This is a genomic window from Stenotrophomonas maltophilia (assembly GCF_001274595.1).
GTDB lineage: Bacteria > Pseudomonadota > Gammaproteobacteria > Xanthomonadales > Xanthomonadaceae > Stenotrophomonas > Stenotrophomonas forensis.
On sequence record NZ_CP011010.1, the window covers coordinates 185,483 to 207,752 of the forward strand.

Consider the following 22,270-nt stretch of genomic DNA (forward strand, 5'->3'; position numbering starts at 1 on the left):
CGGCCTTGTATGGGCCTGATGCCGCCCCCATCGCAGTAATTCGACCCTCGTTTTCATTGCATTCACCTGGAGTTACTGGAAATGTCCGAAGAGATCACCAACGGCGCCGCTGCGCCGGTCGATGCCGCCACCGGCCCCGCTTTCACCGTCGAGAAGATCTACGTCAAGGACGTCTCCTTCGAGTCGCCGAACGCTCCGACCATCTTCAATGACCAGGTGCAGCCGGAGTTGCAGCTGAACCTGAACCAGCAGGTGCAGCGCCTGGGCGAGAACGCCTTCGAAGTCGTGCTGGCCGTGACCCTGACCTGCCAGGCCGGCGAGCGCACCGCGTACGTGGCCGAAGTGAAGCAGGCCGGCGTGTTCGGCCTGGTCGGCCTGGACCCGCAGTCGATCGACGTGCTGCTCGGTACCCAGTGCCCGAACATCCTGTTCCCGTACGTGCGCCAGCTGGTCAGCGACCTGATCCAGGCCGGCGGCTTCCCGCCGTTCTTCCTGCAGCCGATCAACTTCGAAGGCCTGTACGCGGAAACCCTGCGCCAGCGCCAGGAGCAGGGCGACGCACCGTCGCTGGCTGACTCCGAGCCGGCCGGCAACGCCTGATTCCTGCCGCGACGTCACGGATGAGCACTACCGCTGACAAGATCGCCGTGCTCGGCGCCGGTTCCTGGGGAACCGCGCTGGCCAGCCTGCTCGCACGGCACGGTCACCCGACCGTGCTGTGGGGGCGTGACGCGGCCGTGGTCGAAGCCATCGACCAGCGCCATGAGAACCCGCGCTACCTGCCGGGCATTCCGCTGCCGGACAGCCTGCGTGCCACCACCGACCTGGCGTCGGCGGTGGAGGGCGCGGCCTGGATCCTGGTGGTGACCCCGTCGCATGCGTTCGGCGAAACCGTGCGCGCGCTGGCGCCGCTGCGCCCGGCCGGTGCCGGCGTGGCCTGGGCCACCAAGGGCTTCGAACCCGGTTCGGGCCGCTTCCTGCATGAGGTGGCGCGCGAAGTACTGGGTGAGGACGTGCCGCTGGCCGTTGTCACCGGGCCGTCGTTCGCCAAGGAAGTGACCCAGGGCCTGCCGACCGCGATCACCGTGCACGGCGACGTGCCCGAGTTCGCGCAGACGGTGGCCGAGGCGATGCACGGCCCCGCATTCCGTGCCTACACCGGCGACGACATGGTCGGTGCTGAGCTGGGCGGCGCGATGAAGAACGTGCTGGCTGTGGCTACCGGCGTGGCCGATGGCATGCAGCTGGGCTTCAACGCGCGGGCCGGCCTGATTACCCGTGGCCTCAACGAGATGCTGCGCCTGGCCGCTGCGATCGGCGCAAAGCCTGAGACCCTGATGGGCCTGGCCGGCCTCGGCGATCTGGTGCTGACCTGCACCGGCGACCTGTCGCGCAACCGCCGCCTGGGCCTGGCCCTGGGCCGTGGCCAGACGCTGCAGGATGCCGTGCGCGAAATCGGCCAGGTGGTCGAGTCGGTGCAGACCGCCGACGAAGTGATGCGACAGGCGCGCCGCCATGGCATCGACCTGCCGATCTCCGACCGCGTGCGTGCCGTGCTGCATGGCGAGCAGACGCCGGAAGAAGGCCTGCGCGCGCTGCTGGCGCGGGAACAGAAGCCGGAATATCCGGACACGCTGTTCAAGTGAATCGAAAAACCCCGGCCATGCGCCGGGGTTTTTTTTATGCACCCCATCCACGCATGGCGTGGATCTACGACGGAAACCGCTTCTGGTAGCCGCCAACCTTGGTTGGCGCCCAGTAGCGCCGGACCATGCCCGGCGGAATCCATCACCGCGCCCGTGGCGGCGCGTTGCCGTTGTCCATGTCCGAGAAGATCATCCACGGCCCATCGCCCACGCGCTTCAGCGTCAGCGTGAACTTGCCGGTGTCCCCCACGTTGTTGCCGAAGGTGTAGCCACCGATGATGTAGCCGACGTTCCCTTCCACGGCATACGCCAACGCGCGCAACCGCAACGGGCTGCCGCTCTGGCCGGAATATGCCGCCTCGATGGCTTTGCGTCCGCGCACCGGCGCCTGGTTGCTCTGCAGGATGAAGCCATCCTCGGCAAACAGCCGGACGAGCGCCTTTGCATCCCCCTTGCGCCACGCCTGTTCGTAGTCGCGCAGCACGCGATCCAGCGGCGCAGGCAGGGCTGTATCGGGAAGCGGTGGTGCGGGCTTCGCGCCTTCAGCATCGTGGGCGATGGTCGGCGATGCCAGCAGCAGGGCACTGCAGAAGATCACGGCGAGTCGTGTACGGCGCATGCGTCCAGGTCCTGGCGATGACGGGAGCGGCGAACGCATCCTAGCGCGCCGCTGGTTAGAATCACGCTGCCGCCGGCGTGGCGCATGCATTGCAGATCAGACAAGGACAGGGAATGAGGTTTCGAGTTGCAGGGATGGCACTGGTGGTTGGGTTGCTGGTGGCCTGCGGGCAGGCACCGGAGAAAGCCGCCGAAACGGCGCCTGTGGTTGCATCCGACGCACCCGCTGGAACACCGGCAGCGACGACCACCGTGGTCGAGAGTGAACCGTCCATCGAGGACGGAGTGGATCCGTCGGTGTGGGACAGCGAAGGCGAGCCGGAAGACTCCGGTGGCGGCCGTGAGCTCACCTGCAAGGACAACCCGTTGGCGACCCATTTCTTCACCCTGGTGGGCGGCAACACGGTGGACGATTGTGGCCGCAAGGACCCGAAGGTGCTGGCCGCGTTCGATGCATTGATGAAGGGAACGCAGGCCGCCGAATCCGCCGACAAGGACATCCCGTCGCTGCGCGAACGCCTGTTGAGCGGCCCCAGCGGGCCTGGCGAGCTGCTGGTGCTTCAGGGCGAACCCTGGTGGTTCTACACCGCCTGCCAGGCCCACGACTGCCCCGGCACCGCGCTGGCGATGCTGTATTCGCCCGATCAGTCGAAGATGGTCGGCCGCCTCACCGCGCGCTGCCGGGTGTGGTGGCTGGGCGAGCCTACGGCCGAACAGCGCGAGCAGATCGAACAGCTCCGCCCGCTGGATGATGCCGCATTGAAGGAAGACAGCGCGATCTGCGAATGAGGTGATGCGGGCGGGGAACGTCCGCTCATGCCGGGGCGGGCGTAGGCCATTCGTCCTGTTCTTCTGCCCGGAAACCGGCTGCTAAGCTTCCCCCCCATCCCGTTGCCGACCGGCCTCCTTCCATGGCTTTCTGGACCGTCGTCTTCGCCATTGGCGCCGCGCAGGCCGCGCTGCTTGCCCTGGCCCTGTGGCGGCGGCCGGCCAATGCCGGGGCGAACCGGGTGCTGGCGATGTGGATCGCGCTGATCGGCATCGATCTGGCGGTGAAGGCGCTCTACTGGGATCCGTCCTACCCGGCACCCACCAAGGCGCTGCGGTTCGTCGGCCTGTTCCCGTTCCTGTACGGCAGCCTGTTCTATGTCTACGTCAGGGTCCTGACCGAGGCCAGGGCCGTACGCTGGCGCGATGCTGTGCATCTTTCGGGATTCATCATCGTGCTGGCGCTGCATGCAGGCTTCTTCCTGCGTGGGCTGGTGCCGGCCGAGGGCATGCTGGCGCGAACGCTGCCGGGCATCGCGGAACTGGAATGGATGCGGCTGAACATCGTGCTGTACGCGTACAGCCTCTCCTATGTCATTGCCGGTCTGCTGCGGGTCGGCCGCTACCGGCGCGGCCTGCTGCGGCGGCGTTCGGATGCGGACCGGATGTCGCTGCACTGGATCGATGCGATGGCGATCTCGCAGATCCTCATCTGGCTCATTGCCACCACGCAATGGCTGGTCAGGATTCCCTGGATCGACTATCCGCTGATCTACGGCCTCGTTGCAGCGTGGGTATTCCTGATGGGCTACTTCAGCCTCACCCAGCCGGCCGTGCTGGTCGAGCCGGTTGCGGAACCGGCACCCGCCAACCGCGAAGTAGTACCGGCCAGCGACGATGCACGCGTTGCCGAGGTCGAGGCGCGCCTGTCGCAGCTGATGGCCGAACAGCAGCTCTACCGTGAACCGGCGCTCACCATCGGCCAGCTGGCCAGACGCTCCGGCTACCCCGAATATCTGGTGTCGGCGGTGATCAACCGCCGCTTCGGCGGGAATTTCTGGGAGTACATCAACCGCCAGCGGATTGAAGCCGCCGCTTCCCATCTGGCCGATGGCGCTGACACCCGGACCATTCTCGACATCGCCTATGCCTGCGGCTTCACGTCGAAGTCGACGTTCAACGCGGCGTTCAAGCGGCAGCTGGGTGAAACGCCTAGCGCCTTCCGCAAGCGCCATGCGATGGCTGGCACCCCGGAATCACCGAGCCGCTGACAATGCAGTCGCCGGCGGTCGCCACGGCCAGCGCAGCACAAGTTCGCAGAGTGCCAGGTTGAACACCCAGCATCCCCAGGCGGCGGCCAGATAGACCGGGGGAAAAGGCAGATGCAGCACGCCCAGGCCGATGCCCAGGATCAACCGGAACGTCACCGCAGACGCAGTGAGGGCGATGCTGCGCCACATCCACTGCCGGTGCCTGGCGAGATTGCCGGCCAGCGCGTGGCCGATGCCGAGGCCGGTGGTGGCCAGCCATGCCAGCGCCAACAAGCCAAAGGCGATGCCGGTGGGGGCTCCTCCCTCGGCATGCAGGGCCAGTGACAAGCCCCCCAATCCCGCAACCAGTACGCCGCCTGCGTACAGGCCACCGCTCAGCCGGTGCAGCCGCGGGAGATGTCGCTGCACCCATCCGCTCATCTGCAACGGCGCCAGCAACAAGGCCAGCCCGCCGCCGAAGAGGTGGGCGGGTACGTCCAGGCCGGACGCCGCGAACTTCATCTGCAGCGGGTTGTCCGCGTGTGGCTGGCCGTACAGCACGGTGAAGGCATAGGCGGCCACGGCGGCGCAGAGCAGGGCGAAGACCAGCCTCGCCGTCCAGCGGGCAACCTTGGGAAAGCGGTGTGGCATCTTGGAACCTCGCATTGGTGATCGAGGTTCGAGCGTGGGTGCGACGTACGGGAAAATCGTCCGGATCGGCGGAGTCGTACCCGGGACCGGCGGAGGAGTGCGGCCAGGGCGACCCATCGACAATGCCAACGCTGGCTGCGCTCGTCCGCTGTTCCAGCGGCCCGGCCCTGAGGCCGGCCGGACGCTATGATCGGCCAACACCCGAACATGGAAGGGTTCTCGCGCCCATGAAGATCGAGTCCATCTCTCCCATCCTGTCCGTAGACCATCTTGCCGAGTCAATCGCGTTCTACTGCGGCACGCTCGGATTCGAACTGGCGTGGTCGTGGGGTGATCCCACCGACATTGCTGCCGTCTGCCGCGACGGCGTGGAGATCACCCTCACCCAACGGTCCGGGAGCAAGCCGGCAGGCGCAGCACACGCCTATCTGGTCGTATCCGGTATCGACGACTATTACCGGACCCTTGAAGGATCGGGTGTCACGATCGTCGTCCCTATCGGGGACAGGCCCTATGGCATGCGCGATTTCCGCCTGGCGGACCCAAGTGGCAATGAACTCAGCATCGGGCAGGTCATGGACAACAGGGACAGCGCTCGTTAGCGCGCGTTACTTGCTCGCGTGCCGCGCGCCCTTTTCGTCCTGGTCCTTTGCATCCCCCCGGCTCCGCGCGAATTCCGGGAACGTCTTCGCGATCGAATCCTTGTCCGGCAGGATATAGAACACGCCACCCTTCTCGAAGGTGGACTGCACGATCTGCTCGTAGAACGCGGGCGAGACGTTGATGCAGCCATGGGTGACGCGGTTGTCGTCCGGAGTCGGTGTTGCCAGCCGCTCGGCGCGCTTCTCCTTCGGGCTGCCTGGCGGCAGCGGATGCATCGAGACCGCGGAATCGTAGTCCACCCACAGCACGCGCCCGGCATCGTCAGAGGGGCCATAGCCGCCAATGAAGCGGCCGGCAGGCGTGGTGCGGTCGTGGCCTGGAATCGCACTCAGCGCGAGCTTGGCGACGCCGGGTGCGGAGTGATCGCCGATGGCCGATCCGAACAGGGCCGGTGCCGCGCCACGCAGCTTGCCCTCGCCGCTGAAGACCAGCACCTGCGCCGCCGCCTTGTCCATGACCGCAAATGGATAGCCCTGGTTGTCCTTGCTGGCGACGACCCAGCCGGCCAGCTCGATCACCGTTTCGGACACGCTCTGGTCAGGCGGAAGTTCATCAACGGCGGCCACCGGTGGTGCAGGTGCGTCCTTGTCCCTGGCGTTGGCTACGCCGCTGCACGCAACGGCCAGCGCCATGACCAGTGCGGCATGCAGGGCGCGGCGTGCAGGGGAGGGGAAGGTACGAATGGGACGGCTCCTTTTCCTTGCAATGCAATCTTGGGTGGAAGGATGCCAGTGGCCGGCGAAGGCCACTGGTTCCCGATACTGAGGTCGATCAATTCAAGGGGTGAGGGAGCGGTTACCCGCGCGGCTTGCGGCCGGCGGGTGCCCTTTCAAGCTGCTGGACGCGGCCTTCGATCTGGTCGAGGCGCTGGTTGGCCTGCTGTGCAGACTGGTTGGCGGACTCCGCACTCTGCGCGGCGCCCTGCACCTTTACGTCGAGCTGATCGAGACGCGAGTTGATGGTTGCAAACTCGTTCTTGTATGAGGCGCAAGCGCCAAGGCTCACGGTGGCGATGAGCGCCACGCTGAGTGCACGGGCCATCTTCAGGTGTTGCGAGGTCAGTTTCATTCCACTCCCTCCTTCGTCTGGGGAAGCTGGAATATAGCGGCGTTTGTTCCCGGCGCTGACAAGCGCTTTCAGCTGCAATTTGAGTACGTGGATGGGCTGTGAAGCCTGCTGCTGACCCAACATTAACAAGCGGGATCAGGCGAGCTGATCTACGTCATCGAAGCGCCTTGCGCCTCTTCATATCCGCCAATTCATCAGCATGAAGCGGGAATCCTCGCTTGGCAGACACACGCGGCCTCGCTTGCGTCAGGCAGAAGCTGCAGCGTCCTCGAAGCGCACATCCAGCAACTCGGCTGTTCGTCGCATGGGCAACGCACTTGCGGGAAATGCGATGGCCGAAGGAATCGCATTTCCCGCGAGTACGGCCGCTCCCAATGGCGCATGGCGAGTTCCCTGAACGGGAACCATATTTATACACCAGTCAGTTCAATATTCAGGGTCGATTAGACCCCCTAACGGATAATTCACACCTGTCGATCGCCTCCTCTCTCTCCCCCTCCCGGGAGGCGGTCGACGAAACCAAAATAATTAAAGGTGTGTCCCGATGAACAAGAATTCGCTGCTTGCCCTGGGTCTTCTGGCTGCTCTGCCGTTCGCTGCATCGGCAACCGACGGCCTGTCGTACAACTACGTTGAAGGCGGCTACGTGAACACCGATGCCAAGGGCGGCGACGCCGATGGCTGGAAGGTGAAGGGTTCCGTTGCGGTGCACCCGAACTTCCACATCTTCGGCGACTACAGCGCGCAGGAGACCGACAAGTTCAAGAACGACGTCGACCAGTGGCGCCTGGGCGTGGGCTACAACTACGGCATCGCACCGAACACCGACCTGGTGGCGCGCGTTGCGTACCAGAAGTACGACGAAAAGCGCGGCCTGGACTTCAACGGCTACTCCACCGAAGTGGGCGTGCGCACCGCATTCAACCCGTACGTGGAAGGCTACGTGATGGCCGGCTACGAAGATTTCAGCAAGAAGCATGGCTACAACCCGGACGGCGAGTTCTACGGCCGCGTCGGCGCCACCGCCAAGTTCAACCAGAACTGGGGCCTGAGTGGCGAAGTGAAGCTGGCCAAGGCCGGCGACCGCGAGTGGTTCGTGGGCCCGCGCTTCACCTGGTAACAAACGCCTGTCGTTAGTGCGTGTTGTGCTGGCGTGTGACTCTCTCTCTCTCTCCCACACGCCAACCGAAGCCCGGCCTCGCGCCGGGCTTCACTTTTATGGGCACCGCGTTCACCGGCGTCCCGGGCTTCAGTGATCGGGGCTCTGCACCAGCCCGAGCCGGATCAGGCTTTCGGCGGTCGCCACGATGGCGTCCTCGCGCGAACGCGGTGACCACCCCAGCATGCGCTGCGCTTTCTCGCTGGTTGCGTTCATGGTGCGGCCCAGCAGTGGGATCGAGCCACGCAGCGCCGGGTCCTTCAGTGCACCCAGGCGCATCACCCAGTTGGGAATGACACGGGTACTGACCTTGCCCGCAGAGGCGCCCATGCGCTGCTTCAGGATCTTTGCCACCTCGCCCAGCCAGAGGCTGTCCCCGGCGATGGCGATGAAGCGCTCGCCGCTGGCCGCCGGATGGGTCATCGCACGCAAATGCAGGTCTGCCACGTCCCGCACGTCCACGAATCCGCAATTGATCTTCGGCGATCCCTTCTGGCCCTGGAGCAGATTGCGCACCAGGCGGATGGAGTGCGAATAGTCGCTGCCCAGCACCGGGCCGAGCACTGCGGTCGGGTTCACCACCGAGAGCTCCAGGCCACCGCCCTCGCGCGCGATGAAGTCCCACGCAGCACGCTCGGAGAGCGTCTTCGACTTCTGGTAGAGCCAGACATCGGCGGACAGATCGCTCCAGTCGGTCTCGTTGAACGGGCGGCCGATGTCGCCGTGGCCGGCGCAGATCGCGCCGAAGGCCGAGGTCAGCACCACCCGTTGCACGCCGGCGTCGCGCGCCGCGCGCAGGACGCGCAGGTTGCCATCCACGGCCGGGCGCACCCACTGTTCTTCGCTGGTCTGTTCGCCGGTGGGTGTAGGCGATGCTCCGTGCATCACGTGGCTGCAGCCGGCAACGGCTTCGGCCCAGCCCTCGTCGCGACCGAGGTCGGCCACCACCACGCTGAGGCGATCGCCCGGCTCGGCGCCACCGACCTTCAGCTGTTGGCGCACCTCCGCTTCGCGCGACAGTGAGCGCACCGTGGTGCGGACGTCGTAGCCGGCCGCGAGCAGGGCCAGGATGCAGTGCTGGGCGATGAAGCCGGTGCCACCGGTCACCAGGACGGTCGTTTTCATGGGAACTCTCCAGATACGTGGGGGGATTGGCGGGCCATCCCGACGCGGATCCAGCGGCATGGGTGGCTATGTCTACAGCTGTATACATGCGTTGCCGGTCATTTTCTACAGCTGTATACTTAACGAATGAGCACGCCCGTCGCACCGACCACCCGCAAGCCCCGCCAACGTGATGCCGAAGCGACCCGCGAGGCGATCCTGGCGTCCGCACGCCGGGCCTTCGCCCTGTCCGGCTATGACGGTGCTGGAGTGCGTGACATCGCGGCCGGGGCCGGGGTGACGGCGATGATGGTCAACCGCTACTTCGGCTCGAAGGAGCAGCTGTTCGCGGAGGTGGTGGAAGACACCATGACCCAGGGCAGCCTGATTGCCGGCGGCATCATGGACCAGCCGGAACCGGGCAAGGCACTGGCGCGCGCACTGGTGAAGATGACCCGCGCCGATGCCACGCCCATGGACGGATTCCTGATCACCTTCCATTCCGCATCGAGCCCACTGGCAGCGGAAATCGGCCGCGACAAGATCGCCGCGCATCACTTGGAGACCGTGGCCGCCTCGCTGCAGGGCACGCAGCGGGCCGAGCGCGCCGCGCTCATCCTGGCGATGATTTCCGGCTTCCAGGTAATGCGGCAGATGATCGCGCTGCCGGCCCTTGCCGATGCCGACGAGGACGAGCTGGCCGAGTTGCTGGGTACGGTATTCGAGCGGTTGATCCAGCGGCCTGCGGCCGGGCCGTAGGATCAGTTCACCGGCTTGCCGTAACTTTCGGCGAGGATCGCCTTGTACTCGGCCAGTGACGGCAGGCCCATGGCGCTGCGCCGCGCGTCCAGGCCGGGCATGTCTTCGGTAGGGCGCAACTGCATCGCGCCGTCGTCGCCCTGCACGAACTGGCTGCCGTAGCGCTGCGGCTTGCCCTGCGCCACCAGCACGCGGTCGGTGAGCAGGGCCACGTCGGCACGGTCAGCCTCGCCTGCCTGGGCGGCGTGTTCGATCAACGGCAGCACCTGGGCCTGGAAATCAGGGTCCTGGTCGGCGTGCTGCACCAGCAGCCAGGCCGCCTTGGCGCCATCACGGCCGACCTTCGAACGGGTCGGCCATCCCTTCTCGGCGATCACGGTCTTCAGCCACTCCGCATTGGCCTTGGCTACGGGTGCGGTGCCCTTGAAGGCCTCGCCGCCGCCGTCCGCGATGGCTGCATGCTGCGCGGCCTGGTCGCGGGCTTCACGGTCGAGCAGTTCCCTGCGCAAGGGTTCGTCCATCAGTCCCGCACGTTGTTTCTGCATCGCTTCCGCGCGGGCCAGCATCCGTGGCCACTCCGGTCCGGCACGCAGGGCATTCAGGCCTGGGCGATCCTTGTGCAGCAGATCCTCGAGGGGAAGGCGGTCCTGGCCCAGCAGCGCGATGACGTAGGCCATCGCCGCGGCGTGGTCACCGGTGGCGGCGGTGCATTCGACCAGCAACAGCTCGCCACCGTCCGGGAAGCGCTCACCGTTGTGGTACATCGCGCCGAGGGCATCGGCACAGCCTTTGGCGTCGTCGTCCTGATAGCGCTGCAGTGCCTCGTAGAACGAACCGGCCCCGGCCGCATGGGTGCTGCCGGTTGCAGCCAGCAGCAGCACAAGCAATGCCGGTGCCAGCTGGGGCGTGAGGATGGATGCCAACGTGTCTTCCTCCATGAAGGCCGCTGCATGGGCAATGCCATGCCGCCGGTACCTGCAGTGTGCCAGTGTTCGTGCCCTGTGGGTGGCGGCACACTGGCGCGGAGCCAGGGAGAACCGCACTGCGTGAGTGCGGCATTGCCGTTTCGGACGGCCGCGAATGGTGCCCTGCCGAGGTCTTCGCATGGTTTCGCGAGCGCGGCCTGTTGGCCGGACCCTTCCTGCGTATCGCGTGGCAAGGGCGGGACCCATTCGAGATCACCCGCGGACAGCCGCGCGACGCCTCCGCGCCCGCTGCCCCTTCTGCGTAGTGGCGAACTGAGAACCGCTCCGTCGCTGGCAGGGGGGTTCCGCTATGATCGCCCGCACATCGCCGCGCGCGATGCGCCCGCCTCAAGCCAGCAGGAACCTTCGTGAACTCCCAGCCCGCACCGATCACCGCCCTCAACCACACGCTCGACAACGAGCCGCAGCAGATCACCGCGCCGCTGACCCACTCGGCCGCGTTCCTGGTGTTGAAGGTGAAGGATGACGCGGCCTCGATCGCGAAGGCACGCGAGGTGCTGGCCAGTACCGACGACCTGATCAAGAACACCGCCATCCGCGAGATCGAGCGCACCTTCACCTGCAACGTGGCCATCGGCCATCGCGTATGGCAGCCGCTGGTGGGCAGCACGCCGCCGCGCGAACTGAAGCCGTTCCGCGAGATCAAGGGGGCGACCCACACTGCGGTTTCCACGCCGGGCGACCTGCTGTACCACATCCGTGCACGCACGATGGACCTGATCGTGGCGTTCGAGCGCAACCTGCTGATGGCCTTCGGCGATGCGGTGGAAACCGTTGATGACGTCGCCGGTTTCCGCTATTTCGATGGCCGTGACCTGCTCGACTTCGTCGATGGCACCGCCAACCCGGAAGGGCTGTCGTTGCCTGAGGCAACCATCGTCGGTGACGAAGATCCGGACCACGCCGGTGGCAGTTACGTGGTGGTGCAGAAGTACCTGCACAACCTCGGTGCGTGGCGCGCGCAGAAGACCGAAGCCCAGGAGGCGATCATCGGCCGCACCAAGCACGACAACATCGAGCTGGACGACGCGCCCGCCGATGCGCAGAAGTCGCACAAGACGCTGTGCACGATCGAGGACGCCGACGGCGAGCACGAGATCCTGCGCGACAACATGCCGTTTGCCACGCCGGGCCGTGGCGAGTACGGCACCTACTTCATCGGCTACACGCGCCGCCTGTGGGTGATCGAGACGATGCTGGAACGCATGTTCATCGGCAATCCCGCGCCGCTGCACGACCGCATCCTGGACTTCTCCACCGCCGTCACCGGCGTGACCTTCTTCGCGCCCGCGCGCAAGATGCTGGCCGATCTGGGCGACTGATCGCCGGTTACGCGGCCGTAGAGTCGAGCTTGCTCGACTGCGCCATAACCAGGCCAAGGCAGTCGAGCAAGCTCGACTCTACCCTCCGCCATCCGCCTGTCATCTACGACGCCGACCATGGCGCGCTGGATGGGAGCGCAGGAGGCAGGCGATGGCCAGGACAGGGAACAAGGGCGGCATGCGGCGCTGGTGGCGTCCGCTGGCCGCGGTGTTCGGCGCGTTGGCACTGGGGAGTGCCAGTGTGTCCGCGCAGGACGCTCCTGCGCACTGGATGGCCTATGCCGCCGCCGTGGGCGGCCAGCTGCAGCAGCGCCTGCAGCTGGAGCAGGACCCGCAGGCCCAGCGTGTGCTGGAATGGCTGCAGGCGCATCCGGACACGCCGACACCGTTGCCGGTCAGCGTGTGGATCGCCGCCGATGGCCGCATCTCGAAACTGGAATTCGACAGCCTGGGCGACCGGCAGGTGGACGCGGATCTGCGCGCGGCGCTGCTGGCCGCACCCCTGCAGGCGCCACCGCCGGACATGCGCCAGCCGCTGCGGCTGGGCCTGGCGCTGGAACCGAAGTAGCGCCACGCCCTGCGTGGATGCGCCTACGGGTGACCCCTCAGCCACGCATGGCGTGGCTCTACTGTGGATGGCCAGCGCACAGCCTGGCCCTCCTCATCAACGTACGGGTGCACCCTGTGGCTCGCGCGCGGCCGCGCTCCACGCGCGCAGGCCGAACACGGCCAGGCCGAGGAAGAAGACGTACAGCGCCGCGGTCACGTGCAGCGACTTGAACAGGTAGGCGCCCACATAGACCACGTCCACTGCGATCCACACCCACCAGCACGCCACGTGGCGGCGCGCCTGCCACCACTGGCCGACCAGGCTCAGCGCGGTCAGCATCGCGTCCAGCCACGGCAGTGCGGCATCGGTGAAGGTGTGCATGGCCGCGCCCAGCGCCACGCCGCCGCACAGCCCGATGGCCAGGTCGCGCAGCAGCTTGCCGCGCGCCAGCGGCACGATGCGGACGCTGCCCTCGTCGGCCGCGTGCTGGCGCCAGTTGAGCCAGCCGTAGACCAGGAAGCCGCCGAAGGCGACCTGCAGCAGGGTGTCCGAGTACAGCTTGGCCTCGGCGAACACCAGCCCGTACAACGTCACCGACAGCAGACCCACCGGCCATGCCGACAGCCGGCGCCGGGCCATCAGCCAGACGCCGAGGATGCTGCACAGCGCGGCGGTCCACTCGAGCACGGCGCCGCTCACAGCGCGAACGTCACCGACAGGCGGGCCTGTCGCGGTGCGCCGGGGAACAGGTAGTAGTCACCACCGCTGCTGCCGGTATCGCGCCAGTAGAAGCGGTTGAACACGTTGTCCACCGACAGGTTCCAGGTCACCGCACGCTCGTGCAGGCGGTGCTGGAAACGCAGGCCGGCATCGAACACCGAGTAGTCCGGTGCACGCACGCCGCCATCGGCACGGGCGACGTTGGCACCGGCATAACGCCAGCCCCCGGTCACCTCCAGGCCCTGCACGAAGGGCAACGCGTAGGCCAGGTGCACGCTGGCGCGCACCTTCGGCACGTTCACCAGCTGATGGCCTTCATAGGCCGGCGTGCCGGTGTCGCGCGCGCGCGCCTGCAGCACGCTGGCGCTGGCCACGATCTGCAGTGCATCGGTCAGCTGGCCGTTGGCGGTCAGCTCCAGGCCGGTGTGGGTCTGTGTGCCCTGTTGGACGAAGGTATAGCCAGCGTCGCTGTTGTCGGGCTGGGCGTACTGGTACGGCTGCGAAATGCGGAACACCGCTGCGCCCAGGGTCAACGCCTCGACCGGCACGTACTTCACGCCCACTTCCAGCTGCCGCGACTGCACCGAGGGCAGGAAGGTATCGGCGTTGCTGGTCCAGAACGGCGCTTCCTGGCCAAGCGAAATGCCGCGCACGTAGCTGGCGTAGGCATTGAGCTGGTCGGTCGCCTTCCACACCAGCGCGGTCTGCGGCAGGAAGCGCGACAGGCGGCTGTGGCGCTGTGGGGTGCCGCGCTTGTCGTACGCGCGTTCATCCAGCCGCACGAAGCGGCCACCGGCCAGCCACTGCCAGTCGTCACCGAAGCTCATCCGGTCCAGCGCGAAGAATGCGGTCTGGCGGCTGTCCAGGCGCCGTGCGGACGGGCCGGGCATCTTCGGCGACGGCTCGAACACCGGCACCTGCGCGTCGTGGATGTTGCTGGTGCCGACGTACTCGTTGACGCTGGGGCGCTTGTCCACGGTGCGGCGGAAATAGTCGGCACCGACGGTCAGCTGGTGGCCGACCGTGCCGGTCTCGAAGCGGCCGCGCAGCTCGGCACGCGCCTGCTGGTTGCGCCGGGTGTCGTCGGGGCTGCGGTAGTCGTAGACGTCGTAGTCGCCATTGGGGGCGAAGTAGTTGCCCGGCACGCTGCCATCGGCGCATTGCGCGGCGTAATAGCAGCCGTAGGCGAAGGCGACGTTGTCATCGATCACCGAGCGGCTGTGGCCGACCGAGACGCGCGACTGCCACGCGTCGTTGAAGTCGTAGGTGTGCAGGGCGGTGATGTTGGTGCTGGCGATATCCACCGGGCGCTGCCACGGCTGGTAGCCGAGCAGGTGCTCGCGATCGACACCGCGCGGCAGGTCACGCGCGCCCAGCAGCTGGTAGCCGGACACCGAGCGCTGCGAGCTGGTCTGGTAGTTGGCATCCACTTCCAGCTTGCCGCGTTCGCCGATCAGCCAGTCGGCGGCCAGCGAGTAGAAGTTGCGGCGGCCATCGGCGTGCTCGACGTAGGAATTGCTGGAATCCCATGCGGCATTCAGGCGCAGGCCGAAACGCGGGGTGATCCAGTGGCCGACATCGACGGCGACGTAGCGCGAGCCTTCCGAATCGGTGCCGAGCGTGGCGGTGCGCACTTCGGCCGGACGCTTGCCGATGTAATTGATGATGCCGCCCGGCGCCATCACACCGGCGGCCAGGCCGGCTTCACCCTTGAGGATCTCCACCGCCTGCACGTTCTCCAGCGCCAGGCGCTGTTCGCCAGCGATGGACAGGCCGTTGAAGCGATAGCCGGTGGCGGCATCGAGCGCGAATCCGCGGATGGCGATGTTCTGGTAATAGCCCACGGGTGCATACGCATCACCCAGCGAGGCATCGTTGCTGGCCAGCTCGGACAGCGAACGCACCTGGCGGCGGTCGAGATAGTCGCGCTCGAGCACGTTCACCGAAGCCGGCGTGTCCTTCCACGAACCGCCACCGAAGGCATTCACGCGTGAGGTATCCGCCTTCGGCTTGCCGGCCTGCACGCGCACCGCCGCCAGTTCGGTGGGCGAACGTTCGGCGCCGGTGGCAGCCACATCGGGAGCAGCGTCGGCCTCGCTGGCATGCAGCGGCAGCGCGGCGCAGAGGGCGAGGGAGAGCAGGGTGGGGCGCAGGCAGCGGTTCATTCGGTTCGTCTTCGGACAACAAGGGAGACGAAGCGACGGCGCGCAGGTGCACGGCCCATGACGGGGGTGTGGCTGCGGCTCAAAGCTCCCTACGCCGGTGCAAACCGGATCAGGTTCCAAGGGACTCTCTCAGCCTGGCAGATCCAGGCACCCCCGCTTCAGGTGACCATTTCACTACAAATGGTACGGATTTGCGAGCCGGTGGCGTTCATGCCGCGGCGTGCAGGGCCTGCAGCAGTGCCTGACCGGGGGGGCTGTGGAACCATGCCGGATGCCCCAGCATGAAGGGCTGCCAGGCTACGTCGGCATTCGCGGTCGAGCCGGTGACACCTTCGAAGTACTCCACTTCGGACAGTGCGAAGTCGAAATGGACCATCGGCAGCAGGTCGGCCAGCAGGTGCACGCGCGTGGCCGACAGCGGCAGCACCTGGCGATAGCCGTCGAGCAGGGCCAGCGCGATGTCGATGCGTACCGCCTCGATACCGCGCTCCAGCTGCAGCCACGCCACCGCGTTGCGCTCGATCGCGGTGGCGAGGTCGAACAGTGCGCTGGTGGGCGAGGCCAGGCCGAAATCCAGCACGGTGCTGACCTGGCCGTCGCGCCACAGCAGGTTGGAGACGTGCCAGTCGTTGTGCGCCCATAGCCGGGGTTCGTCGCGCAGGCGCTCGGCCAGGCCGCTGTGCCACGGCAGTACGTCGCGGCGGAGCTGCGTTTCCCACGGGATGCGTGCGAGGTAGCGGGCCAGGCCGGGGCGTGTGGCCAGGTCAGACTTGATTGCTGCAATCGGATCGTCGGCACGGATCAGATCGTCGCGCGCGACCAGCACATGGGTGCTGCGCTGCGGCGCGTGGTAGCTGTCCGAAGCCTGGTGCAGTCGCGCCAGCATGCGGCCGGCTTCGCGGGCCTGCGCGACATCGGTCAGCAGCGACCACGACACTGCATCGCGGTACAGATCGTCGCCTACGCCAACGGCGTGCAGTTCAAAGGTCCACTCGCCCTGTTCGACGGCGGTATGGCCATCGGCGGCCGCCAGCACCTGGACCACGGGCAGGCCTGCCGCCGCGAGATGCGCGATGAAGCGGTGCTCTTCTTCCAGGCAGGCCGCGCTGCGCACGCTGTGGTGATGGCGCTTGATGAACACCGCACCCTGCGCGCCGTCGACAATGGCGGCGGCCGACAGTGGCCGCGGGCTGTGCCAGCGCGCCTGGCTTTGCCCGTCAAGCTGCGGGTAGTGCTCGCGCAGCCAGCCGATGTCCCGCGTGCTGATCGGTGGCCAGTCGGCGGCGACCTCGTCGTTGTTGAGGCCCTGCACGCGGTGGGAGGAAGAAGTCATGCCGCAGCCCGAAAGGGGAAAGTCACATCCAAGGCTGCGCATTCAACGCCATGCCCGCGGCCAACGCAAACGGGCGGGTCATCGACCCGCCCGTCCCTGCGCCCGCTCGCGGTGAGCCGTGCCGCCGCTTACCAGCCGCGATGACGGCCGCGGTCGTTGTAGTAGCGGTTGTCGTAATAGCGATCGCGCTGCCATCGGCGGTCGTCACCGCGGTCGTAGTAGCCGCTGCGGTAGTAGCCACGATCGTAGCGGCGGTCGTAGCGGTTGTCGTAGTAGCGGTTGTCGTAATAGCGACGGTCGCGGCGGTCGGAGGTGGTCAGGTTGCCGATCGCGCCGCCGGCCACGGCACCGCCGACGGTCGCGGCGGGGTCGCCGTTGGAGAGCAGGTTGCCGGCCACGCCACCGACCACGGCGCCAACCAGGGTGCGCTTGTCCTTCCTCGACATCGCGCTGGCATCGCTGACCACGGCGACACCGGCCACCAGTGCCAGAGCCATCGCCAGACCACGGAAGCTGAGTGTGGAAGTACTGAGCATGTTCGTTCTCCTGTGAGGTGCATGCCACGCTGGGCAGGGAGGGCGCGGGGCGCCCCGGCTGCCGTGATGTCCACGCTGGCGTTCCAACATTGCCGGAACATTGCCTGGCCCACCGTGCGGCTTGCGCATTCATCTAGCGGCAGGCGGCATGAAGCAAGGCTGAAAGCGGGCCTGGCCGCTCAGCTGGCAGATAGGGAACGGGCGGTGCGCCCCGGCCGTCCCGGGGGCCCCTGTGTTGTGCGGGCTGCGTCTCAGATCTTGCCGTCGCGCAGGTAATCGAACAGTTCGGCGTCGCCCTTCAGGCCCAGCTTGAGCATGGCGTCACCCTTCTGGCGGCTGATGGTGCTGACACTTTTGTGCAGTTGCAGCGAGATTTCCTTCACGGTCATGCCGGTGCCGAGCAGCCGCATTACCTCCACCTCACGGGGCGACAGCGGCTTGCCGTCGCCCTCGCGCATGCGCCAGCCGCCCGCGGCCTCGACCCGCTCGCGCAGGCTGCGGCTGATGTAGGCCTGGCCGCGGTAGACCGCCTGGATGGCCTGCGGCAGTTCGTCCATCGACGAGCTCTTGTCGACCAGGCCCAGCACGCCGCTGTCGAGCACCATGCGCAGGATCGCCAGGTTGTTGGAGACGCTGAGCATCAGCACCGGCAGCTCGGGATGACGGCGGCGGATCATGCCGATCATGGCGAAGCCATCGGCCTGGGGGCTGCCGGGCATGGAGTAGTCGGTGACCAGCAGGTCGCAGGGTTGGTCGCCCAGCAGGGCCATCAGCGCCTGTGCACTGTCGGCTTCGCCGACCACGCGGCCCACCCCGCTCGATTCGATGACGGCGCGGGTGCCGATACGGACCACCGGGTGGTCGTCTGCGATGATGATGCGCAAGCTCATGCTCTAGTATGACCACCGGGCAGGCCGGGCCGCGACCATCGCGATCCCTGGCAGCATTCTAGGAGATCGACGCCGATGCGTAGCTGGGCTGTTCGCGGGCTGGTCCTGCTGCTGGCCGTACTGGTGCTGCCAGCGGCCTTGGCACAGGGCGTTCCAGGGCTGCTGCCGCTCAGCTCCCTGCAGCGTGAGTACCTCGCCGCCCATCCGAGCATCGTCGTGGGCCAGTATGACAGCGGCTGGCCGCCGTTCGAGTCCCTCCATGATGGCCAGCAGGTTGGCCTGGGACCGGATTATCTGTCGCTTCTTGCCCGCCAGCTAGGCGTCAGGGTGGAGGCCCGTCGCTATCCAGATTGGACATCCGTGTTGGATGCGGCGTGCCGTGGCGAGATCGATGTGGTGATGAATGTCGGTCTCAGTGCCGACCGCACCCGTTGCATGGTGTACACGGCCGCCTATGGCGAAGCACCGTTGGCCCTGGTGGGCCGACCGGGCGACCTGCGTGGCTCCGACAACCCCGATCTGGATGGATTGCGGGTGGTGATCGAGCAGGATTTCCTGACCGGTCCGCAGGTGCGGGCACGCTTCCCGCGCGCACGGCAGCTTGTCGCACACAGCTCGCTGGCGGCGCTCGAGATGGTCAGAGACGACAAAGCTGATGTCTATATCGGCAATGCTTATGTCGCCACTGAACTGATCGCCGTCCACCATCTGCAGGGTGTGGTGCTGCTGCGCCCCAGCGATCTGCCCCCCGAACGGCTGCACTTCGGCATCCCCAGCAGCAAGCAGCCGCTGGCCGAAGCGCTGGACCTGGCCCTGGCCTCAACCAGCCAGGCCCAGCGCGATGCCCTGGCGAGGCGCTGGCTGCCGCCACCGCAATGGTCGGCGTCGGCGCAGATGGCGCTGAGCCAGGCCGAAAAGCGGGTGCTGGAGCAGCCACTGAAGATCGGCTTCGCACCGAATGCGGCGCCGTTGTCGTTCACCGGCGGGGATGGTGCGCCCAGTGGCCTGGCCAGCGAGTACCTGCATCGGCTGGTGCAGGCCGGTGCACACCTGCAGCCGGAGAGCAGCCACGACTGGTACGAGGTGCGCGAGAAGGCGCGCCGTGGCGAGCTGCAGGCGGTGATGGGCATCCCGGCCGATTCGCGCTACCTCGGGCCGGACTGGGTGTTCAGCCAGCCCTTCATCAGCGTGCCAAACGTGATCGTCAGCCGCGTCGACAGCCCTGCCCTGCTGGGCCTGTCGGACCTGCAGGGAAAGCGCGTTCTGCTGTCCGATCCGGAGCGCGTGCGTGGCTACGTGCTGCAGCAGGCACCGCAGGCCCGGATCATGGCGGCACGTAGTGCCGAACAGGCGATGCAGCGGGTTCTTGATGGCGAAGCCGATGCCTATGTGGGCAACCTGGCGCTGGTCAATCAGCTGCTGCGCAGCCGCTTCCAGGGGCGCTTGCAGGTTGCTGCCCCGGCGGGTTTCAACGATCAGCTGGTGATGGCGGTGGAGCGCCGCCATGCCGCGCTGGCCACGACCTTCGACCGCCTGCTGCTGCAGATGGCACCGCGCGAGCACGAGGCATTGCGCGGCAACTGGCTGTCGGTCGAGCACCGCAATGGGGTCGACTGGAAGCGGGTGCTGCGCTGGGCACTGCCGCTGCTGCTGGTGCTGCTGACCGCAGTGCTGGTGCATGGCATCGGCTACTGGCGGCTGCGCCGCGAAGTGGCCGGGCGGCGTCACCTGGAACAGCGCCTGGCCGAAGTCACCGACAACCTCCCGGCGGTGGTCTACCAGGCACGCCGCGATGCCGATGGCACGCTCAGTTTCCCGTTCATCGCCGGCGATCTGCAGGCCCTGTTCGGAATCAGCCGGCAGCAGGCCGAGCAGGATGCGAAGATCCTGCTGGAGCGCATCGAGGAGGACGATCGCGCGCGCATCCTGCAGGCGGTCGAGCAGGCCGCGCGCCAGTTCGCGCCATTGATCCTGGAATTCCGCCTGCGCGCCGAGGGCACCGACGCGCGCTGGGTGCGCAGCCAGGCCCATCCCTATGCGGCCGAAGCCGGCGCCGTGACGTGGAGTGGCTACTGGGTGGATGTGAGCGAGGCGCGCGCACAGGCCGATGCCCTGGTGGCGGCGAAGGCCGACGCCGAGCAGGCGGCGGAGGCCAAGTCGCGTTTCCTGGCCACCATGAGCCACGAGATCCGCACGCCGATGAGTGGCGTGCTCGGCATGCTGGAAGTGCTGGCGCATTCACCGCTGGACGCCGAGCAGCAACGCATTCTGGGAGTGATCGAGGATTCGGCGCAGATGCTGCGGCAGATTCTCGACGACATCCTCGATTACTCCCGGCTTGAAGCCGGTGCGCTGCGCCTGGAGCCGGTGCCGCAGCCCCTGCGGCCGTTGCTGGAAAGCGTTTGCCGCCTGCTCTCGGCCCAGGCCAGTGCACGCGGGCTGGCGCTGCACGTGCAGATTGATCCACAGCTGGCGCCCGCGCACGAAGTCGATGGCGTACGCCTGCGCCAGATCGTGTTCAACCTGCTCAGCAACGCCATCAAGTTCACCGCCCAGGGCGAGGTCCGCCTGCAGCTGGAGGTGCTGGGGCCGACCCGCGAGGACGGCGCCCAGCCGCTGTGCCTGAGCGTCACCGACACCGGCATGGGCATCGCACCGGAGCAGCTGCAGCACCTGTTCGCACCCTTCACCCAGGCCGGTGCCTACATCCAGCGCGACCACGGTGGCACCGGCCTGGGCCTGAGCATCAGCCAGCGGCTGGCGCAGATGATGGAGGGCGAGCTGACCCTGCACAGCACGCTGGGCGAGGGCACCCGTGCCGAAGTACGGTTGTCGCTGGTGGAAGCGGGCAGTGGCGATGTCGAGGCCCTGGTGGCCGAGCAGGAGCAGGCCGCATTGTTGCCGGCCGCGCTGCGCCAGGCGCGCGTGCTGGTGATCGAGGATCATCCGACCAACCAGGCGATGATGGCCTGGCGGTTGCAGCAGCTGGGCGTGCCGCACGTGATGGTCGGCGATGGCCAGCAGGGGCTGGATCGGCTGGCCGCGGAGAGTTTCGACCTGGTGATCACCGATTGCCGCATGCCGGTACTGGACGGGTTCGGCTTCACCCGCCTGCTGCGCGAGCGCGAAGGCCGTACCGGCCAGCCACGGCTGACCGTGTTGGCGTTGACCGCCAGCGTGCTGGACGACGATGCGCGCCGCTGCCGCGAGGCCGGCATGGATGAGGTGCTGGCCAAGCCGCTGTCACTGGCCACGTTGCGTGCGGCGCTGCTGCGCTGGCTGCCGCAGGCACAGGGCCAGACGTTCGCCGAGCCGGAAACGGAGGCGGTGGCCGACGACGGCATGGCGCTGCCCGATCTGGCAGCCCTGCAGCAGCGGTTCGGCTCACGGGCGGTGGCCGAGCAGCTGCGCGACAGCCTGCTGCAGGCCAGCGAGGAGGATCTGGCGGCCGTGCAGCGCGCGCTGCAGGCCGGTGACCGTGCGGCCGCGGCGCTGCACCTGCATCGCCAGGCCGGCGGCCTCGGGGCGGTGGGGGCGGGCGTGCTGGCAGGCCAGGCCAATGCGCTGGTCGAGCGCCTGCAGGACGCAACCGAAACCGATCCGGCGCCGCTGTTCGCTGCGGTCGCGGCGTTCGTGGCCCGGCTGCAGCAACAGCTTCAGCGGCTGGCTCACTGAGCCGACTGCTGCTGCAGGTAGGCAATCACCAACGCGCGGCGTTCGGCGCTGGGGAAGGCGTTGTACATGCGCGTGCCCGGCACCAGGTGGGTGGGCGACTGCAGGAATGCATCCAGGGTCTGCGCGGTCCAGGTGATGTCGGCGCGGCGCATGCCGTCGGAATAGCCGTAGTCGGGCAGGCTGCCTGCACGGCGACCGATCACGCCATGCAGGTTCGGCCCGAAGCGATGGATCCCGCCAGGCTGAACGGTATGGCAACCGGCGCACAGCTCGAACGCGCGCTGCATGGCCTGCTGGTGGGCCTGTTCGGGCGTGGCCGGTGCGGCGCCCGGGCGCTGGCAGGCCGTGGCCGCCAGTGCCATGGCAACGATGGTGAGCAGGTTGAAGGCGCGCATGGGCGGGCAGGA

General features: G+C 67.3%; 22 protein-coding genes and 1 riboswitch. Of the genes, 10 read left to right on the forward strand and 12 right to left on the reverse strand.

Annotation, left to right across the window (positions count from 1 at the left end; genetic code table 11):
* The first annotated feature begins 81 nt into the window (after positions 1 to 81).
* Together secB and VN11_RS00825 are read left to right on the forward strand one after the other, a co-directional pair.
* Positions 82 to 600, forward strand: coding sequence for a protein-export chaperone SecB (secB, locus tag VN11_RS00820; RefSeq protein WP_004153553.1), 519 nt, complete (start codon positions 82 to 84; stop codon positions 598 to 600).
* A gap of 20 nt (positions 601 to 620) precedes the next feature.
* A complete protein-coding gene (locus VN11_RS00825; RefSeq protein ID WP_053448462.1) occupies positions 621 to 1,646 on the forward strand; it encodes an NAD(P)H-dependent glycerol-3-phosphate dehydrogenase in 1,026 nt (341 codons plus the stop codon).
* Between the two features lie 142 nt (positions 1,647 to 1,788).
* Here VN11_RS00825 and VN11_RS00830 read toward each other — a convergent pair whose 3' ends face one another.
* Positions 1,789 to 2,265 (reverse strand): YybH family protein, encoded by a 477-nt coding sequence (locus VN11_RS00830; RefSeq protein ID WP_053448463.1) that lies wholly within the window; start codon positions 2,263 to 2,265, stop codon positions 1,789 to 1,791.
* A gap of 113 nt (positions 2,266 to 2,378) precedes the next feature.
* Between VN11_RS00830 and VN11_RS00835 the strand changes: the two genes are divergently transcribed.
* On the forward strand, positions 2,379 to 3,053 hold the full coding sequence (locus VN11_RS00835; protein WP_053448464.1) for an Ivy family c-type lysozyme inhibitor: 675 nt from the start codon (positions 2,379 to 2,381) through the stop codon (positions 3,051 to 3,053).
* Between the two features lie 122 nt (positions 3,054 to 3,175).
* Entirely contained in the window at positions 3,176 to 4,303 is a 1,128-nt protein-coding gene (locus VN11_RS00840; protein WP_053448465.1) for a helix-turn-helix domain-containing protein, read from the forward strand.
* On the opposite strand, the gene VN11_RS00845 is transcribed toward VN11_RS00840, so the two are convergent.
* Entirely contained in the window at positions 4,289 to 4,933 is a 645-nt protein-coding gene (locus tag VN11_RS00845) for a DUF2306 domain-containing protein (RefSeq protein WP_053448466.1), read from the reverse strand. The genes VN11_RS00840 and VN11_RS00845 overlap by 15 nt on opposite strands.
* A gap of 227 nt (positions 4,934 to 5,160) precedes the next feature.
* Between VN11_RS00845 and VN11_RS00850 the strand changes: the two genes are divergently transcribed.
* The gene (locus VN11_RS00850; RefSeq protein ID WP_053448467.1) at positions 5,161 to 5,535 is read left to right on the forward strand and encodes a bleomycin resistance protein; all 375 of its coding nucleotides are present in this window, start codon (positions 5,161 to 5,163) and stop codon (positions 5,533 to 5,535) included.
* 6 nt (positions 5,536 to 5,541) lie between these two features.
* Here the strand turns inward: VN11_RS00850 and VN11_RS00855 are convergent, their stop codons facing one another.
* On the reverse strand, positions 5,542 to 6,228 hold the full coding sequence (locus tag VN11_RS00855) for a L,D-transpeptidase (RefSeq protein ID WP_053448468.1): 687 nt from the start codon (positions 6,226 to 6,228) through the stop codon (positions 5,542 to 5,544).
* A 163-nt stretch (positions 6,229 to 6,391) separates the two neighbouring features.
* A complete protein-coding gene (locus VN11_RS00860) occupies positions 6,392 to 6,664 on the reverse strand; it encodes a hypothetical protein (protein ID WP_053448469.1) in 273 nt (90 codons plus the stop codon).
* Positions 6,665 to 7,208: 544 nt separating this feature from the next.
* Between VN11_RS00860 and VN11_RS00865 the strand changes: the two genes are divergently transcribed.
* Complete coding sequence (locus tag VN11_RS00865) at positions 7,209 to 7,784, forward strand: Ax21 family protein (protein WP_004153562.1); 576 nt, start codon at positions 7,209 to 7,211, stop codon at positions 7,782 to 7,784.
* Positions 7,785 to 7,913: 129 nt separating this feature from the next.
* On the opposite strand, the gene VN11_RS00870 is transcribed toward VN11_RS00865, so the two are convergent.
* The gene (locus VN11_RS00870; protein WP_053448470.1) at positions 7,914 to 8,948 is read right to left on the reverse strand and encodes an SDR family oxidoreductase; all 1,035 of its coding nucleotides are present in this window, start codon (positions 8,946 to 8,948) and stop codon (positions 7,914 to 7,916) included.
* A gap of 126 nt (positions 8,949 to 9,074) precedes the next feature.
* On the opposite strand from VN11_RS00870, the gene VN11_RS00875 reads away from it, so the two are divergent.
* Positions 9,075 to 9,686 (forward strand): TetR/AcrR family transcriptional regulator, encoded by a 612-nt coding sequence (locus VN11_RS00875; RefSeq protein WP_053448471.1) that lies wholly within the window; start codon positions 9,075 to 9,077, stop codon positions 9,684 to 9,686.
* Between the two features lie 2 nt (positions 9,687 to 9,688).
* Here the strand turns inward: VN11_RS00875 and VN11_RS00880 are convergent, their stop codons facing one another.
* A complete protein-coding gene (locus VN11_RS00880) occupies positions 9,689 to 10,609 on the reverse strand; it encodes a DUF6624 domain-containing protein (RefSeq protein ID WP_238581839.1) in 921 nt (306 codons plus the stop codon).
* 410 nt (positions 10,610 to 11,019) lie between these two features.
* On the opposite strand from VN11_RS00880, the gene VN11_RS00885 reads away from it, so the two are divergent.
* Positions 11,020 to 11,994, forward strand: a complete 975-nt coding sequence (locus VN11_RS00885) for a Dyp-type peroxidase (protein ID WP_053448473.1) — start codon at positions 11,020 to 11,022, stop codon at positions 11,992 to 11,994.
* Positions 11,995 to 12,145: 151 nt separating this feature from the next.
* On the forward strand, positions 12,146 to 12,562 hold the full coding sequence (locus tag VN11_RS00890) for a hypothetical protein (protein WP_053448474.1): 417 nt from the start codon (positions 12,146 to 12,148) through the stop codon (positions 12,560 to 12,562).
* Between the two features lie 96 nt (positions 12,563 to 12,658).
* On the opposite strand, the gene pnuC is transcribed toward VN11_RS00890, so the two are convergent.
* The 5 genes from pnuC to VN11_RS00915 form a co-directional block, all read right to left on the reverse strand.
* Complete coding sequence (pnuC, locus tag VN11_RS00895) at positions 12,659 to 13,231, reverse strand: nicotinamide riboside transporter PnuC (RefSeq protein WP_053451221.1); 573 nt, start codon at positions 13,229 to 13,231, stop codon at positions 12,659 to 12,661.
* Positions 13,232 to 13,239: 8 nt separating this feature from the next.
* Positions 13,240 to 15,429 carry a TonB-dependent receptor gene (locus VN11_RS00900; RefSeq protein ID WP_053448475.1) on the reverse strand — a complete coding sequence of 730 codons (2,190 nt, stop codon included), beginning with the start codon at positions 15,427 to 15,429 and terminating at the stop codon, positions 13,240 to 13,242.
* A gap of 69 nt (positions 15,430 to 15,498) precedes the next feature.
* A riboswitch (TPP riboswitch) is annotated at positions 15,499 to 15,594 on the reverse strand.
* Positions 15,595 to 15,637: 43 nt separating this feature from the next.
* Positions 15,638 to 16,762: a phosphotransferase enzyme family protein gene (locus VN11_RS00905; protein ID WP_053448476.1), complete on the reverse strand. Its 1,125-nt coding sequence runs from the start codon at positions 16,760 to 16,762 to the stop codon at positions 15,638 to 15,640.
* Positions 16,763 to 16,890: 128 nt separating this feature from the next.
* Entirely contained in the window at positions 16,891 to 17,298 is a 408-nt protein-coding gene (locus VN11_RS00910) for a glycine zipper 2TM domain-containing protein (RefSeq protein WP_040006712.1), read from the reverse strand.
* Between the two features lie 251 nt (positions 17,299 to 17,549).
* Complete coding sequence (locus VN11_RS00915; RefSeq protein WP_053448477.1) at positions 17,550 to 18,188, reverse strand: response regulator transcription factor; 639 nt, start codon at positions 18,186 to 18,188, stop codon at positions 17,550 to 17,552.
* Positions 18,189 to 18,263: 75 nt separating this feature from the next.
* Between VN11_RS00915 and VN11_RS00920 the strand changes: the two genes are divergently transcribed.
* Positions 18,264 to 21,863: an ATP-binding protein gene (locus tag VN11_RS00920; protein ID WP_053448478.1), complete on the forward strand. Its 3,600-nt coding sequence runs from the start codon at positions 18,264 to 18,266 to the stop codon at positions 21,861 to 21,863.
* On the opposite strand, the gene VN11_RS00925 is transcribed toward VN11_RS00920, so the two are convergent.
* Entirely contained in the window at positions 21,857 to 22,258 is a 402-nt protein-coding gene (locus VN11_RS00925) for a c-type cytochrome (RefSeq protein ID WP_053448479.1), read from the reverse strand. The two genes, VN11_RS00920 and VN11_RS00925, sit on opposite strands and share 7 nt — an antisense overlap.
* Positions 22,259 to 22,270: the final 12 nt, after the last annotated feature.

Coding starts and splice junctions, on each gene's coding strand:
- secB (WP_004153553.1), top strand. CDS start 82: ATGTCCGAAGAGATCACCAACGGCGCCGCTGCGCCGGTCGATGCCGCC.
- VN11_RS00825 (WP_053448462.1), top strand. CDS start 621: ATGAGCACTACCGCTGACAAGATCGCCGTGCTCGGCGCCGGTTCCTGG.
- VN11_RS00830 (WP_053448463.1), bottom strand. CDS start 2,265: ATGCGCCGTACACGACTCGCCGTGATCTTCTGCAGTGCCCTGCTGCTG.
- VN11_RS00835 (WP_053448464.1), top strand. CDS start 2,379: ATGAGGTTTCGAGTTGCAGGGATGGCACTGGTGGTTGGGTTGCTGGTG.
- VN11_RS00840 (WP_053448465.1), top strand. CDS start 3,176: ATGGCTTTCTGGACCGTCGTCTTCGCCATTGGCGCCGCGCAGGCCGCG.
- VN11_RS00845 (WP_053448466.1), bottom strand. CDS start 4,933: ATGCCACACCGCTTTCCCAAGGTTGCCCGCTGGACGGCGAGGCTGGTC.
- VN11_RS00850 (WP_053448467.1), top strand. CDS start 5,161: ATGAAGATCGAGTCCATCTCTCCCATCCTGTCCGTAGACCATCTTGCC.
- VN11_RS00855 (WP_053448468.1), bottom strand. CDS start 6,228: ATGGCGCTGGCCGTTGCGTGCAGCGGCGTAGCCAACGCCAGGGACAAG.
- VN11_RS00860 (WP_053448469.1), bottom strand. CDS start 6,664: ATGAAACTGACCTCGCAACACCTGAAGATGGCCCGTGCACTCAGCGTG.
- VN11_RS00865 (WP_004153562.1), top strand. CDS start 7,209: ATGAACAAGAATTCGCTGCTTGCCCTGGGTCTTCTGGCTGCTCTGCCG.
- VN11_RS00870 (WP_053448470.1), bottom strand. CDS start 8,948: ATGAAAACGACCGTCCTGGTGACCGGTGGCACCGGCTTCATCGCCCAG.
- VN11_RS00875 (WP_053448471.1), top strand. CDS start 9,075: ATGAGCACGCCCGTCGCACCGACCACCCGCAAGCCCCGCCAACGTGAT.
- VN11_RS00890 (WP_053448474.1), top strand. CDS start 12,146: ATGGCCAGGACAGGGAACAAGGGCGGCATGCGGCGCTGGTGGCGTCCG.
- VN11_RS00900 (WP_053448475.1), bottom strand. CDS start 15,429: ATGAACCGCTGCCTGCGCCCCACCCTGCTCTCCCTCGCCCTCTGCGCC.
- VN11_RS00905 (WP_053448476.1), bottom strand. CDS start 16,762: ATGACTTCTTCCTCCCACCGCGTGCAGGGCCTCAACAACGACGAGGTC.
- VN11_RS00910 (WP_040006712.1), bottom strand. CDS start 17,298: ATGCTCAGTACTTCCACACTCAGCTTCCGTGGTCTGGCGATGGCTCTG.
- VN11_RS00915 (WP_053448477.1), bottom strand. CDS start 18,188: ATGAGCTTGCGCATCATCATCGCAGACGACCACCCGGTGGTCCGTATC.
- VN11_RS00920 (WP_053448478.1), top strand. CDS start 18,264: ATGCGTAGCTGGGCTGTTCGCGGGCTGGTCCTGCTGCTGGCCGTACTG.
- VN11_RS00925 (WP_053448479.1), bottom strand. CDS start 22,258: ATGCGCGCCTTCAACCTGCTCACCATCGTTGCCATGGCACTGGCGGCC.